Raw genomic sequence first — 13,370 nt, forward strand, 5'->3', positions numbered from 1 at the left:
ATGAGAGAATTAGTGGTAAAAGACAATGCCTTAATCAATGCAAGCTATAACTTGGATTTAGTAGAACAACGTTTAATTTTATTGGCTATTGTTGAAGCAAGGGAAAGTGGGAAAGGGATTAATGCTAATGATCCCCTTGAAGTACATGCCGAAGGCTATATCAATCAATTTGGTGTACATCGCAATACTGCCTATCAAGCATTAAAAGATGCCTGTAATGATTTATTCGCTAGACAATTTAGTTATCAAAAAATAAATGAAAGAGGGAATATTGAGAACTATAGATCCCGTTGGGTTAGTGAAATTGGATATGTAGATAATGAAGCAGTGGTTAAGCTTATTTTTGCCCCTGCCATAGTTCCATTAATTACGCGCTTAGAAGAGCATTTTACTAAATATGAATTGCAGCAAGTTAGTAATCTAAGTAGTGCTTATGCTGTTCGTTTATATGAGTTATTAATTGCTTGGAGAAGTACGGGCTCTACTCCAATTATAGAGCTAAGTGATTTCCGTCAAAGAATTGGCGTACTCGATAATGAGTACAAGCGTATGGAACGCTTTAAAACTAGTGTACTTGAGCTCGCTATTAAACAAATTAACGAACATACAGATATCACAGTGAAGTATGAACAACACAAAAGAGGTCGATCAATTTCAGGTTTTTCTTTTACGTTTAAACAGAAGAAAAAGGATAATCCATCAATAGAAAGAGATCCGAATACCTTAGACCTTTTTTCAAAGATGACCGATGCTCAACGGCATATGTTTGCAAACAAACTTTCAGAACTCCCTGAAATGGGTCGCTATTCACAAGGAACTGAAAGCTATCCTCAATTTGCTGTTCGTATTGCTGAGATGCTACAAGACCCTGAAAAAATCAAAGAACTATCCCCATACCTAAAAAAAGTGGGATACATGCCATCAAATAAAAAGGACACCGTAAATGGCTAAGTTATCACTAAGTGAAGTATCTAAAAAATTTCATGTGGATAGATCAACCATTTACAGAGCTGTACGTAATGGACGTTTATCACGCTCCAGTGATGGCCAATTCGATCTAGCAGAGGTCATCCGATGCTTTGGAGAACCTGAGCAAACATCTCAAAAAATTGAATCATCTAAGCAAGAAGGTGATGAATCTACAAAAAAACTTATTGCCCATTTAGAAAATGAAGTCAAAAAATACCAAGAACGTGAAGAACGGTTAATGCAACAAATTGACCGTATGCAAACACTCATTGAGCTGAAAAGTGTTGCACCTGCCACAGCATTACCACAACAAGATGCTACGGCATGCGACACCCACATGCCACAGCATGCGACAACACAACAAGACAATGATAATAAAAAGAATAATGAATTCAATATTGCAGAAAATGTGGCAGTGCCACAGCAAGAAACTACGGCATACCACACCCAAACGCTACAGCATGCCACGTTGCAAAATGTGGCAGTGCCACAACACAAAAAGCGTGGCTTATTTGGCCGTGTGCTGAATGCTGTTTTTGATAATGACTAAGGAAGAGAGATCATGCCGAAACTGAAAGACATTGCCCTAGGAATTATTGTGGCCCCGCTGCTGATCCCGATCATGCTGATTGCATCCTACCAGGATAAAAAGGCACTTAAAAAAGAGCTGAATGAACGCCAAAAAGAAAAAGACCAAGCATCCTGATTATTCAATTAACCTAAACAAAGTCGTGAAACATTGATCAAAGAATAGGCGTGGAACGTGAAAAATCATAAAAAAAGCCCAAACAGTGATGTTTGGGCTATAAACTTTGAAATAAGTATTTGAATTTCAAAATAAATTATAACACATTTCGTATAAGGTGTATTATGTTAATTTTAGATAAACTATAGAATCCATTAGTTTTTAAACCAATAAATTAAATATTTTATGGAACTCCAGAATATTTATTCAGGCGATACTTAAGCAATAAGGGTAGGGTGATTACATAAAGTATTGCAGCTAATGCCCATACCATTCCAGGAGCTGATGCCTGAGTCATAAAATAGAGGCTAGTAACTAATACAGGACCAATTATAGCCCCCAGACTATTAAAACTGCTTAATAGCCCTTGTAATTCACCTTGTCTTTCATCACTAATACCTCTGGACATCATTGCTTGCAAAGCAGGAACGGCTACTCCACCAAGGGCAAACAATGGTAACAACGCAAAAGGCACCCATTCTTCAACAGCAATAGATAAAAGAAGTAAACCAATTGCATCGCAAGCTATTCCACATAACAACGTATTTTTCTCTCCAAACCTCTTTACCATAGGGGCGATAGCAAAAGCCTGTGCAATAGAATGGCATATTCCATAACTAGCAAGGGAAACACCTGCAATAAATATACTCCAGCCATAACGATCCTGCCCATAGATAACCCATAAAGTTGCGGGGACTTGTGAAACCAATGTGATAATTAAAAAGATACCAAGCAATGGAGCCATATTAGGTTGAGTGATCAAATAGGATAATTTCTTTAATATTGATTGCTCCTGAACCTTCTCAGTCATTTTATTGCTGTGTTTTGATTCTTTTAATAAGACTGCTGTCATTATTAAATTAATCCCATTCATAAAAGCAGCAGCAAAGAACGGTGCATGTAAGTTCCATTCACCCAAAACTCCACCTATTACCGGACCCGCTATAAACCCAATACCAAAGACAGCTCCAAGGAGACCAAACCTTTTTGCACGCTCATGGGCTGGAGTAATATCTGAAACATAAGCTGTTGCAACAGCCATGTTGGCACCTGTAATTCCCGCAAAAATACGACCAATATATAGCCACAATAGAGAAGGAGCAGCAGCCATTAGGAGATAATCAGCCGTTGCACCAGCAATTGAAATAATTAATACAGGTCGACGTCCAAATCGGTCACTCAACGCTCCAAGGATAGGTGCAAAAATGAACTGCATCAGAGCATACACAGCTAATAAAGCACCATAGTGAACACCGCCTGCTTCAGCTCCAGCCAATGACCGTAATAATTCAGGCAAGATCGGCATAATTAAACCAATCCCAACAGCATCCAGAAATATAGTGATTAAAATCACGCTCAATGATTTCTTCACAAATGCCTTCTCTAGCAATGATAGAATTAATATTCTCTCACACACTCCCTATCAGTGATAGATTTATGAGTAAAAAAGATATTGCACCTCAACGTCTGACACGTGAAATAGTCCTGCGTACCGCATTGGATATGTTGAATGAAGAAGGCATAGATTCAATAACCACACGCAAGCTAGCTCAACGATTGGGTATTAAATCTCCAACTCTATATTGGCATTTCAAGAATAAATCCTTGTTAATGGAAGCAATGGCGGAAACCATTATAAATGAACACCATTTAGTTTCTTTACCCATCGATGGGATGACATGGCAAGATTGGTTGCTCGCTAATTCTGTAAGCTTTCGTCGAGCACTACTAGCTTACCGTGATGGTGCTCGTCTACATGCAAGAACTAGCCCCAGTCAAGGACATTTCAACACGATTGAGGCCCAAGTTGCGCTGTTATCTCATGCTGGGTTTTCTCCTGTTGAAGCAGTTGCATTACTTATGACATTAGGAAGGTTTATTGTTGGGTGGGTCCTTGAGGAGCAGCAAGAAGAAATAAGATCAGACCCACCATTCGAAGCCGATCCAACTATATATCCACTCATGCTCCAAGGAGTGAATACCTTACAAAATATGAATGCGGATGACATTTTTGAAAATGGGATTCGTATGGTGATTATCGGTGCTGAAAGACAACTTGATATTAAAATGCAAACTTAACTCTATACTGCTTTAAGCAACTGTTCTATTTAGTAATAAAGCTTTTATCCTTAATTATTTAACATAATAGAGCTTATGCGAAACGCATATAAAAATAGTTTTATATTTCAAAAAGTTATAATATAAAAAATCGGGGACGCAAACCCGAAAAGCCGACTTGGAAACAAGTCGGCTTTTTTATGAGCGGTTTTGATAGTTCTTGCCAATAAATTTGACTAAAAATTACGCTTCTCAACTTGAGTGATACAATTTTGTGATACATTATTGTATATACAAATTTGAATGTTTTTTATGGAACAGTATTTTGAATGGGATGAGGCTAAGAATCGAAAGAATCAGAAAAAGCATGATATCTCTTTCGAAACTGCAAGCCTTATTTTTGAAGATCCATTACGGATCTCAATCCAAGACAGACATACCGATGGTGAAGAACGTTGGCAGACCATTGGAAAAGTGAAAGGCGTACTAATGCTCTTAGTAGCTCATACCATCTTTGATGAAGATGACTGTGAAATCATACGAATCATTAGTGCAAGACAGGTAACTAAAGCAGAGCGAGATAAATATGAGCATGGTTAGATACTCACGCAAAGAACTGAATGAAAAATTCAGCGACAAGCAAGATGCTGAAATTGAACGCTTGCTTGCTAAGGGAACAGTTCCTGACGATCAGCTAGATCTATCAGATATTCCTGAAATTACCGACTGGAGTAATACTGTACGCCACAATCAATTCTATCGTCCAGTGAAGCAACAAACATCTATTCGTTTAGATGCTGACGTACTTGCATGGTTCAAAGCACAAGGTAAAGGTTATCAGACACGCATGAATGAAATCTTGCGGGATGCCATGCTAAAAGAATTAAAAAATCATCAGTAAAAATGGGAGATTAAGCCACTACTGTCCCATAGTTTGCTTTAAATAAAAAAAACCTGAGTCTAAATAGTTAAAATATGAGTGCAAACAAACACTTTAACTATAAAGGAGTCAGGTTTTGTCACATCAGAATACCGTATTTCATCAATTACTCAAACCCATTCTAAGACAAGATTTTGAACGTCTGGCTAAACTACACCACTCTGGGCAAAAATTAAGATCAGCCACCCGCTGGGATCAGTTTGTTGCTATATTGATGTCCCAACTTTCTTGTCGGCAAAGCTTAAGAGACATTCAATCCAATCTCGAATCCCAGCAGGAAAAGCTCTATCATCTTGGCGCGAAGAGAATTGCGCGAAGCACCTTAGCAAGACTCAACGAAGAACAGCCCGCCAGCCTGTATCAGCAATTGTTCACACAGCTGCTTCAGCGCTGTGAAAACTCTAAAACTGCACATAAATTTAGATTCAAAAATCCGCTGTATTCACTAGATGCCAGTCATATTGATCTTTCACTGTCATTGTGCGCATGGGCAAAAGTGCATGAATCCAAAGCCAGTATTAAACTCAGTGTTGGCTTAAATCACAGCAATACCATTCCTGAATTTGTAGCGCTTGGGGATGGTATTGAAAATGATATGGTGCAAGGCAGAGCATTTAAATTTCCTGCTGGCAGCATTATCGTCTTTGATAAAGGATATGTTGATTATCAATGGTTTGCTCAGTTGACACTTCAGAACGTCAGCTTTGTAACCCGGCTACGCCCAAAGACAGTTTATCAAGTTAAATCAAGCCGCAGCGTATTAGAGACTAAAGGGATTATTGCGGATGAATGTATTGAATTGAGCAGTGCGCATGCCAAGAAAAGAGGCGCACCTGAATTATTAAGACGTATAGAGTTTTATGATACAGATAAGAAAAGAACATTCGAATTTCTGAGCAACAACTTTCATCTGGCAGCATCCACCATTGCTGCAATTTATAAAGATCGCTGGAAGATTGAGTTATTCTTTAAAGCCATCAAGCAGAATTTAAAACTGAAGTCATTTCTAGGTCGAAGCCGCAATGCGATACAAACGCAAATATGGATTGCATTAATTGCCTATTTGCTGGTGAACTTCGCTAAACACATGGCACAAGAAGGATGGAGTGTTCAGCGTTTACTGAGAATTATTCAGGTCAATTTATTTGAAAGGAAACTTTTAAGGTCACTCTTTGTGCCTGATAAAAAATGGCGAAAACAAGAAGAACCTCAATTGAGGTTCTTCTTGTGATATTTGTGGGACAGCAGTGGATTAAGCTCCCATTTTTGACTTCGTATAAAGTGTATTATGTTTATTGTAGGAAATCTTAAGATTACTTTCGAATAATAGAAGTATACAATTCTCATGAATTTGGGGGATGTATGCAGAATAATAGTTTTAGACAAGATATTAATGGTCTCAGAGCAATCGCAGTCATTGCTGTGGTGCTATTTCACTTTAATGCTTCTTGGATGCCTGGCGGCTTTGCTGGCGTTGATGTCTTTTTTGTTATTTCAGGTTTTTTAATGACCGGAATAATATTTAGAGGGATCGAACAAGAAAATTTTTCTATTCTAAAATTTTATGTTGCACGTGCTAACCGCATCATTCCTGCTTTAGCTGTACTTTGTTTGGTATTACTTGTTTTTGGTTGGTTCTATCTTACTCCTTTAGAGTACAAAGCTTTGGGGAAACATGCTGCCAGTAGCGTGGCTTTTTTATCAAATATTATTTATTTGAGAGAGTCAGGTTATTTTGATGCCGCTTCCCATGAAAAGTGGTTACTGCATACCTGGTCACTATCGGTAGAATGGCAATTTTATATTCTTTATCCATTAGTGCTTGTTGCTATGCGCAAGTTCATGTCTATCAAGACTATGAAATCCTTATTGTTAGTAGGAACAGTATCAGGCTTTATTTTCTGTGTTATTGCGACATATAAATGGCCTAATCCATCTTATTATCTATTACCTACTCGTGCGTGGGAAATGATGCTTGGAGGTATCGCATATCTCTACCCACTCACCTTACAAGAGAACAGAAAAAAACTATTCGAATGGACAGGATTGGGCTTAATTATTGGCTCTTATTTCTTAATATCCTCTGAAAACCCTTGGCCTGGTTATCTTGCGATATTTCCTGTACTTGGATCATTTCTCTTAATTCAAGCAAATCGAAATAATAGTATTGTTACTAATAACTTTATTTTTCAAAAACTAGGAACTTGGTCTTACTCAATTTATCTTTGGCACTGGCCTATTGTCGTAGCTATCTATATTTTTTCATTAAGTGAACTTTACACATATTTAGGCATTCTACTTTCTGTTTTTCTAGGTTTTTTAAGTTATCAATATATTGAAAAAATTAAGTTTAGAAATAATTTTTCTAATATATTTAGCTACTTTAAATGTAAACCTATTTATATTTCAGGAATACTAGGATTTTTAGGAGTACTTCTATTTATAAAACAGGATGCCATCACTCCCTTTCGTCTCACAACTGAAGACATATCTATAGTAGAGCAACAAAAAAGAGATCCTAGAGAGCCTGTTTGTGGAAATGTAGTAAATGGTATATCCCCTCAATGTATTTATGGAAATGGTCCAATAAAGGCAATAGTAATAGGAGATAGTCATTCACAAGCCCAAAATGTTGCAATCGGTAATCGAGCCTCTTTGAATGGTGGTAGTATTTTAAGCTTTGGTTTATCCGGATGTCCTACAATAAAGAATACCTATTCCATATCGGAAAATAGCAAAATTGCCAACTATAATTGTGGAAAACTAGTTGCTAATGCTATCAAAATAGCAGCACAAAAATATCCAAATATTCCTGTAATTATTATTAATAGAAATTCTCAATATTTACTTGGACATAATGAAAAGAAAGATTTCCAATTATCTCCGCCTGTAAATTTTATTGATAAAGAATTTAATAAAAGAGATGATTTTTATAAAGAAAATATTATTAATCATACAGTTAATACCATATGTGAGTTTAGTAAAAATAATCCAGTTTACCTGACAAGACCAACCCCAGAACTAAGAATTGATGTTCCTAAATCAATGTTTAGATCTTCATTTTCAAATGCTTCTTCGAAACATGTGAAAATAATGCGGAATGAGTATAATCAACGGCAAGCACTTGCATTCAATATGCAGAATACAGCTATAAAACGTTGTGGTGCTACAGTGTTAGATCCTATTCCCTACCTGTGTGACAACAATTTCTGCTATGGTGATAAAAATGGAATACCTTTATATTTTGATGATGATCATTTAAGTAGTTATGGTGCTACATTAATTTCACCAATATATGATGAGGTTTTCAGATAAAATCATATTTTAAAAGTAGAGGTCATATCTGGAGACCTCTACTTAACATAAAATCCCTTATGCGAATTCTAGCCCTGCACAGGGCTAGATATAGCGATTAGACCCAATTCTCTAGCTTCAGACCATCAATTCGTTCAAATTCTTTTGTATTGTTCGTAACTAATACAACATCTAATGCCAAGGCATGAGCAGCAATCAGCATATCTAAGCTGCCAATCGGTTTACCTGTAGATTGAAGATTCTGGCGTAATTTGGCGTAATGCCAAATGGCCTGTTCATCGTAAGGAAGAATCTCTAAAGGTGACAAAAACTTGTTTAACGCCTGTTTATTGCGTTCAGATCCAGACTTCTCTACACCGAAAGCCAGCTCAGATGCCGTGATACTTGAAATCGCAAGCTGGCCGAGTTGATATTGCTTAAAGCGTTCAAAAACGTGTTGAGGCTTATTGTTGATGACATAGATACAAATATTTGTGTCTAAGAGGTAAATCATTTGAACTCCTCACGGAACTGTTCGCCTTGATCAGCTCGCTCCAACTGGAATCCCACCTCAAACTCATTGATGGCTTCTAACATGATATCCCAAGGATTGTCGATGGGCATGAGTAATACACCACGCCCGAAGCTTTTGATGGCCACTTCCGTGCCATTAAAGCGAAAGGCTTTAGGCAAGCGAACCGCTTGACTGCGACCAGTTTGAAATACTTTCGCAATTTCCATAATTACCTCCCGAAACTAAGATATGTATCATTGATATCTACCATAGCATTAAATCTTATAGAGTCAAAGTGAAATTAAAATCATGAGGCAATAAAAAAACCCCGACATCCTGTCGGGGTTTTTCGTATTTGGTACTAGGGTCAACTCCTGTCATCCCTCGCGTCCTGTCGCTGATCTTCTTATTTTTATCTGGAACATCCTGTTCTCGATGAAGCCATAATATGCAATCTGATGGTGTCTGCCTATTGGTCGATTTCCTGAATGATTGTACGCCAGAACGTACATGCATATATCCTCAAATTATCCCAAGAATTGTCCGCAGGAAATGGGGATAATTTCAGAAATGAGAGCCTTGAGAAATCAGGAAAAAATGTAAAAACGAATATTTTTTAACCAATTTTATTGGCTAAAAGTGACAAAAGTGCTTAAAAAGCAGCCGACTTGTTTCCAAGTCGGCTTTTCGGGTTTGCGTCCCCGATTTTTTATATTATAACTTTTTGAAATATAAAACTATTTTTATATGCGTTTCGCATAAGCTCTATTATGTTAAATGGATTTATATTTCTAAAGCACCTATAAAATCAGTGCCTATTCAAAGAGCAAACAATCTTTTTTCTTACCTAGAAAAAATATCAACTATTGCAAGATATAAAGCATATGGAGCAAATACTATTGCTAATAAAGTCCACCCAAAGCCTTTAGCAACAACAATTCCCCAAATCCATAAAACTGTTATTAAAACTTTACAGCCTATATTAAAAATTGCACTACCCATATTATTTGATACCCAATTGTATATAAAATATTGATTTAAGTATATTTTCTATGAAAAGATCCTTAAATGTAGAAAAAACTTCATGTTCATTTAAAAAATCTAGGGTTTTCTTTTAAATAAACACTCAACAGTCTATTAGTTAATATATTAGGTTTTACAATGACTTATATCGTTATCGGGATTGCTTTAATACTAATTATTATTTTTATAAACAAGTTTTATTCATATAAAAATAGTATGCAACTTACTCTAAGACCTATGAAAGAATGGGTTATTTTGTGCAAAGGAGTATCCTCATCAGAGCGAGAGGCTATGTGCCATGCTCTTTTAGAAGAAACCTCAAGCATGCTAGAACAATCAGGAGTAATTAGTAAAAGTGATTTCAAAAAACTATATACAAAACCAGAAATATACTTCTCAAATTATGTACAAATAACATTACTGATTACTCATGATAAATATTTCAGCCAAATTCAGTCTAGAGCCTCATATTCAGATCAACAAGCCCGTTTATATTTAGCACATTGTTTTATTGTTTTATATGAAAATGGATTAGGTACAGGTCATGGAGGTGAGTTCTACTATGGTAAAGATGTTTTTAATCTTTTAGGTAAAGTAAGTTCTTCAGTTCCGTCAAACACTTGGGATTTTCAATTAAATTAACTTTACGAACTTGTAAATAATTTTAATTAATCTAATTTAAGATTTCCTAAAATTAACATAATACGCCTTATACGAAGCTATGAATCCTTATCTTGTAAGGCTTTCATAGCTCTCCACTTCATCATTAACACCTCATCTTCCTCCTCAAAACTCGACTCCCCAGACGCAATCCGTTCAATCATCGCATCAACATCCGCTTGACTGGCATCAATCACATGCTGCTCAAATGAATGCTCCACAATCCCTTGCGTTGCCTTAAAAGCAGCTCGAATACGCTCTGCATCTACATTCTTTTTCATACTTGGTCACGCTGCTGTGATTGATAACTTGGATTTTCTTTCAGATAGGCAATAAAACTGTCCAAACGTTTGCTATCCAATCTCGATTCTTCAGGACGATCCACATGCTGCGATAGGTTCTGACCTAAAAAATATTGCTCAAACTGAGCCTTAAAATACTCAGGAATATCAGACACCAAAACATAGCTATCATCTGATTTCAGTTGATGCCGTGGGATCTGAATCAACTCAAGTAAATGTTTCTTCCACAATAGACTGGCCCGAAGCTGATCATTCACTGGATGATGGGGATCGTGTGCAGCTGCACGTTGATCTTCAAATAAACCCTCAAGAATTTGTTTTCCAGTCTTCATACGACCTCCAAAAGCTTTATTTAAAACCTCACAATATCCCTAGAACCATGATGGCGTATAACCATCATCACGATCTAGATCTTGATTTTTACGCTGCGCTAAGGCTTGGTTATACTCCTTTTGATAGATCTGGAGCTTGTTAAATTGTCGAATCTGTTGAATGGTGTGCTTCTGTGCCTCAACTTCAAGCTGAATCATTGGATCAGCACTTTTCAACTTCCATCGGTAAATCTGTGGGACATCCTGCAATTGCGTTCCGTACTTCTGGTTAAATTCCTGATTGGACAAATGACTCACTCGATTCGGAACAACAATCTCCATACCCTCCAGAATTAGGGTTTTCATCGGTGCATGCATTTCCAAAGCCTGATTAATCAGCTGCTCAGTTTTTTCTCGAAAAGCTTTCACCTGATCACGGCCAAAGCCCAACGCATCAGCCGTTAATTTCTGTGCGCCACCCTTAGTAGGATTCTTTGGACGATACTGCTTAAAAAACTGCTCTGGTGGTCGTTCAATCCCATCGGACAGACTCCGTTCAGAATACATCAGATGCAAATGCGGTTGATCTTCACCTGTCAGCTCACTCGGATGATTATGCACCGCTGCGGTATAAGGGAACTGATACTGATCAGCAAATTCCTGAATAAAGGCCTCGACCAATTCTTTACGCTGCTGTTTCGACAATTCTTTTGGTAAAGCCACAGTCAACGTTGAACTGGTTCGACCTCGAGCAATCTCATAACGATCCGCACTATGCCAAAAGCTTGCAGGCGCATCGACAGCCCATGCAGGCATATTTCCAGAACGCACAAACTCCAATTCCTCATCGGCCTTTTGCTCGGCAAAATGCGCGGTTCGAGTCAGATAATGGAAGGTATTCTTGGAACTGGAATCCTTCTTCACATTGTGCCGAATATTCATGTAAAACATGCCGAATTCACCTGAGATCCAATTCGCAAAGGAGGCTCTCCGCAGGAGCGAGGAGGAGTGTCTTTTTTTGACAATAATCGCTTTAGCGGTTATTGTCAAAAAAAGACACGGAAACGAGATAAACTATTTTTTATGCATAGCAGAAAAAATAGTTTAAACGCCCACAACATGACGCTAACATGGAGCCAATTCACGGCAAAATGAGATCCAAATGGCAGGACGCAAAGCGTTAGTTCTCACAGCAAAAGAAATCAACGAACTCGGCACGCACATCCTCAATCTACCGTTCAAACGCCGAGTTGAAGAACGTTGCTTGCACATGCTCAAAAACAAAAAAAGTCTTCAGGATCTCAGTGAGCAAGACCGACAACTCATCCAGAAATGTCGCTATGAACGCAATGCCTACAACAAACGCATGCTTCAGCTGCAACTGATCCAACAGACAGAACCTACCAAACGCAATGCACTGCAACAAAACATCCTCAAGCTCCATCAAAAACATGACATCGATGCCTACTTTGCCATGCACGATGCACTGGATGAGATCCTCAAGACACAACGCCACCAAACCGCAGCGAAAAACCTGAATCAGAAAATAGAAAAAGCCCTGAATCCAGAACAACAAAAGGAAAAACAAAGTCAGAAACAACAGAAAAAACGAGAAGACCAGATCAAATACTTTATCGGTTCACTCTATCTAGGTATTTTTGAACGAGCAAAGTTTCAAATAACCCACTCCAATCAGGACTTGGACAACCTGAAAACCTTATTTCGTATGGCCTTGATCGGTAAAACTATGCAACAAACTAACAAGGATCTACAGACAGTCACCCAAGAAATTGCCAACTCAAGCCAATACCAAGAAATTGAACGATTTATACAAGAAGCCAAACAAGATCCAAGAAACCCATTCAACAAAACACCAGAGCAATAAACAAATATCACGTTTAAACGCTGTATTTTCGCCATAGTACGATCATTTCAAACTGAACTAGAGATCAGTACCCAAAAAACAAAAAAGTGCCTCTAAACGCAAATAGAAGCAAATAACACTGCATCTATAAACGATAAGAACAGCTTAACCAAGCGAGTGTCTACGAGCGACATCCCCCAAATTCGCGCCTCGGCCCTCTGAAAAACCGCTTTTTTAGGTTAACAAACCTAAAAAAGTGAAGTTTAGATGTAGAAATTTGAGTCTAGACCGAGCGAAGCGAGCATAAAGCTCTATGAGCGAAGCGAATTCCGAGTTGCTTTTGCTCTTGCCTTTGCTTTTTCTCAAATTCACAACGAAAAGAACCAAAAAATTGCCCCCAGAATCGAGCGTAAGCGAGATTCAATAGAGTTTGAGCGTAGCGAAAACCAAGGGCAATTTTGACCAGACAAGGCTTTTAATTATTTTTAATAGTTTTTAATGCTTTTAAACATGCTGAAATCCTTTATTTACAAGGGATTCAAAACCTATATGACACCGTTTACCTTGCAATATGACACCGTTTACCTTGCAATATGACACCGTTTACCTTGCAATATGACACCGTTTACCTTGCTTATAGCACTAAAATTAATTACTGTGTCATAGCATAATAATTAATACTGGTGCTTC

Annotated in this window: 17 protein-coding genes; 10 read left to right on the forward strand and 7 right to left on the reverse strand. The window is 37.7% G+C overall.

The window, feature by feature from the left end; translation table 11 throughout:
* Genes repM through ACN19N_RS15820 form a run of 3 tightly spaced genes read left to right on the forward strand, consistent with a single transcriptional unit; the run spans position 1 to position 1,675 of the window.
* Positions 1-951 carry a replication initiation protein RepM gene (gene repM, locus ACN19N_RS15810; protein ID WP_068975483.1) on the forward strand — a complete coding sequence of 317 codons (951 nt, stop codon included), beginning with the start codon at positions 1-3 and terminating at the stop codon, positions 949-951.
* Complete coding sequence (locus ACN19N_RS15815; protein WP_269230491.1) at positions 944-1,519, forward strand: plasmid replication DNA-binding protein; 576 nt, start codon at positions 944-946, stop codon at positions 1,517-1,519. The genes repM and ACN19N_RS15815 overlap by 8 nt, the downstream gene beginning before the upstream one ends.
* 12 nt (positions 1,520-1,531) lie before the next feature.
* On the forward strand, positions 1,532-1,675 hold the full coding sequence (locus ACN19N_RS15820; protein WP_001125248.1) for a hypothetical protein: 144 nt from the start codon (positions 1,532-1,534) through the stop codon (positions 1,673-1,675).
* 223 nt (positions 1,676-1,898) lie between these two features.
* On the opposite strand, the gene tet(39) is transcribed toward ACN19N_RS15820, so the two are convergent.
* The gene (gene tet(39) / locus ACN19N_RS15825; protein WP_004856455.1) at positions 1,899-3,086 is read right to left on the reverse strand and encodes a tetracycline efflux MFS transporter Tet(39); all 1,188 of its coding nucleotides are present in this window, start codon (positions 3,084-3,086) and stop codon (positions 1,899-1,901) included.
* Between the two features lie 65 nt (positions 3,087-3,151).
* Here tet(39) and ACN19N_RS15830 point away from each other — a divergent pair, with 65 nt between their 5' ends.
* From ACN19N_RS15830 to ACN19N_RS15850, 5 genes are all read left to right on the forward strand, one after another.
* Positions 3,152-3,793, forward strand: coding sequence for a TetR/AcrR family transcriptional regulator C-terminal domain-containing protein (locus ACN19N_RS15830; RefSeq protein WP_004787586.1), 642 nt, complete (start codon positions 3,152-3,154; stop codon positions 3,791-3,793).
* Positions 3,794-4,084: 291 nt separating this feature from the next.
* Positions 4,085-4,372, forward strand: a complete 288-nt coding sequence (locus ACN19N_RS15835; protein WP_180165977.1) for a BrnT family toxin — start codon at positions 4,085-4,087, stop codon at positions 4,370-4,372.
* Positions 4,359-4,673 carry a BrnA antitoxin family protein gene (locus ACN19N_RS15840; RefSeq protein WP_180165979.1) on the forward strand — a complete coding sequence of 105 codons (315 nt, stop codon included), beginning with the start codon at positions 4,359-4,361 and terminating at the stop codon, positions 4,671-4,673. The genes ACN19N_RS15835 and ACN19N_RS15840 overlap by 14 nt, the downstream gene beginning before the upstream one ends.
* A gap of 115 nt (positions 4,674-4,788) precedes the next feature.
* Positions 4,789-5,943: an IS4 family transposase gene (locus ACN19N_RS15845; protein ID WP_005003123.1), complete on the forward strand. Its 1,155-nt coding sequence runs from the start codon at positions 4,789-4,791 to the stop codon at positions 5,941-5,943.
* A 131-nt stretch (positions 5,944-6,074) separates the two neighbouring features.
* Positions 6,075-8,027 carry an acyltransferase family protein gene (locus ACN19N_RS15850; protein ID WP_420002413.1) on the forward strand — a complete coding sequence of 651 codons (1,953 nt, stop codon included), beginning with the start codon at positions 6,075-6,077 and terminating at the stop codon, positions 8,025-8,027.
* A 97-nt stretch (positions 8,028-8,124) separates the two neighbouring features.
* Here ACN19N_RS15850 and vapC read toward each other — a convergent pair whose 3' ends face one another.
* The 3 genes from vapC to ACN19N_RS15865 all read right to left on the reverse strand — a co-directional run bounded on the left by vapC (position 8,125) and on the right by ACN19N_RS15865 (position 9,522).
* Entirely contained in the window at positions 8,125-8,520 is a 396-nt protein-coding gene (vapC, locus tag ACN19N_RS15855) for a type II toxin-antitoxin system tRNA(fMet)-specific endonuclease VapC (RefSeq protein ID WP_042088825.1), read from the reverse strand.
* Positions 8,517-8,747, reverse strand: a complete 231-nt coding sequence (locus ACN19N_RS15860; protein ID WP_049173623.1) for an antitoxin — start codon at positions 8,745-8,747, stop codon at positions 8,517-8,519. The genes vapC and ACN19N_RS15860 overlap by 4 nt, the downstream gene beginning before the upstream one ends.
* A gap of 616 nt (positions 8,748-9,363) precedes the next feature.
* The gene (locus tag ACN19N_RS15865) at positions 9,364-9,522 is read right to left on the reverse strand and encodes a hypothetical protein (RefSeq protein ID WP_279747198.1); all 159 of its coding nucleotides are present in this window, start codon (positions 9,520-9,522) and stop codon (positions 9,364-9,366) included.
* A 159-nt stretch (positions 9,523-9,681) separates the two neighbouring features.
* On the opposite strand from ACN19N_RS15865, the gene ACN19N_RS15870 reads away from it, so the two are divergent.
* Positions 9,682-10,185, forward strand: a complete 504-nt coding sequence (locus ACN19N_RS15870; RefSeq protein WP_368779153.1) for a hypothetical protein — start codon at positions 9,682-9,684, stop codon at positions 10,183-10,185.
* A gap of 77 nt (positions 10,186-10,262) precedes the next feature.
* On the opposite strand, the gene ACN19N_RS15875 is transcribed toward ACN19N_RS15870, so the two are convergent.
* From ACN19N_RS15875 to ACN19N_RS15885, 3 genes are read right to left on the reverse strand one after another with little or no spacing between them, the layout of a single operon-like run.
* A complete protein-coding gene (locus ACN19N_RS15875) occupies positions 10,263-10,484 on the reverse strand; it encodes a hypothetical protein (protein WP_097355498.1) in 222 nt (73 codons plus the stop codon).
* Complete coding sequence (locus ACN19N_RS15880; RefSeq protein ID WP_420002409.1) at positions 10,481-10,837, reverse strand: hypothetical protein; 357 nt, start codon at positions 10,835-10,837, stop codon at positions 10,481-10,483. Before ACN19N_RS15880 ends, ACN19N_RS15875 begins: the two co-directional genes overlap by 4 nt.
* Positions 10,838-10,876: 39 nt before the next feature.
* Positions 10,877-11,767 carry a MobA/MobL family protein gene (locus ACN19N_RS15885; protein WP_420002408.1) on the reverse strand — a complete coding sequence of 297 codons (891 nt, stop codon included), beginning with the start codon at positions 11,765-11,767 and terminating at the stop codon, positions 10,877-10,879.
* A 211-nt stretch (positions 11,768-11,978) separates the two neighbouring features.
* Here ACN19N_RS15885 and ACN19N_RS15890 point away from each other — a divergent pair, with 211 nt between their 5' ends.
* On the forward strand, positions 11,979-12,701 hold the full coding sequence (locus ACN19N_RS15890) for a hypothetical protein (RefSeq protein WP_420002407.1): 723 nt from the start codon (positions 11,979-11,981) through the stop codon (positions 12,699-12,701).
* Positions 12,702-13,370 lie beyond the last annotated feature (669 nt).

This window comes from Acinetobacter sp. LF10 (assembly GCF_048585715.1).
Classification (GTDB): domain Bacteria; phylum Pseudomonadota; class Gammaproteobacteria; order Pseudomonadales; family Moraxellaceae; genus Acinetobacter.

Bases quoted from the DNA above. Each gene is read 5' to 3' on its own strand.
- repM (WP_068975483.1), top strand. From the start codon at position 1: ATGAGAGAATTAGTGGTAAAAGACAATGCCTTAATCAATGCAAGCTAT.
- ACN19N_RS15815 (WP_269230491.1), top strand. From the start codon at position 944: ATGGCTAAGTTATCACTAAGTGAAGTATCTAAAAAATTTCATGTGGAT.
- ACN19N_RS15820 (WP_001125248.1), top strand. From the start codon at position 1,532: ATGCCGAAACTGAAAGACATTGCCCTAGGAATTATTGTGGCCCCGCTG.
- ACN19N_RS15830 (WP_004787586.1), top strand. From the start codon at position 3,152: ATGAGTAAAAAAGATATTGCACCTCAACGTCTGACACGTGAAATAGTC.
- ACN19N_RS15835 (WP_180165977.1), top strand. From the start codon at position 4,085: ATGGAACAGTATTTTGAATGGGATGAGGCTAAGAATCGAAAGAATCAG.
- ACN19N_RS15840 (WP_180165979.1), top strand. From the start codon at position 4,359: ATGAGCATGGTTAGATACTCACGCAAAGAACTGAATGAAAAATTCAGC.
- ACN19N_RS15850 (WP_420002413.1), top strand. From the start codon at position 6,075: ATGCAGAATAATAGTTTTAGACAAGATATTAATGGTCTCAGAGCAATC.
- vapC (WP_042088825.1), bottom strand. From the start codon at position 8,520: ATGATTTACCTCTTAGACACAAATATTTGTATCTATGTCATCAACAAT.
- ACN19N_RS15860 (WP_049173623.1), bottom strand. From the start codon at position 8,747: ATGGAAATTGCGAAAGTATTTCAAACTGGTCGCAGTCAAGCGGTTCGC.
- ACN19N_RS15865 (WP_279747198.1), bottom strand. From the start codon at position 9,522: ATGGGTAGTGCAATTTTTAATATAGGCTGTAAAGTTTTAATAACAGTT.
- ACN19N_RS15870 (WP_368779153.1), top strand. From the start codon at position 9,682: ATGACTTATATCGTTATCGGGATTGCTTTAATACTAATTATTATTTTT.
- ACN19N_RS15875 (WP_097355498.1), bottom strand. From the start codon at position 10,484: ATGAAAAAGAATGTAGATGCAGAGCGTATTCGAGCTGCTTTTAAGGCA.
- ACN19N_RS15880 (WP_420002409.1), bottom strand. From the start codon at position 10,837: ATGAAGACTGGAAAACAAATTCTTGAGGGTTTATTTGAAGATCAACGT.
- ACN19N_RS15885 (WP_420002408.1), bottom strand. From the start codon at position 11,767: ATGTTTTACATGAATATTCGGCACAATGTGAAGAAGGATTCCAGTTCC.
- ACN19N_RS15890 (WP_420002407.1), top strand. From the start codon at position 11,979: ATGGCAGGACGCAAAGCGTTAGTTCTCACAGCAAAAGAAATCAACGAA.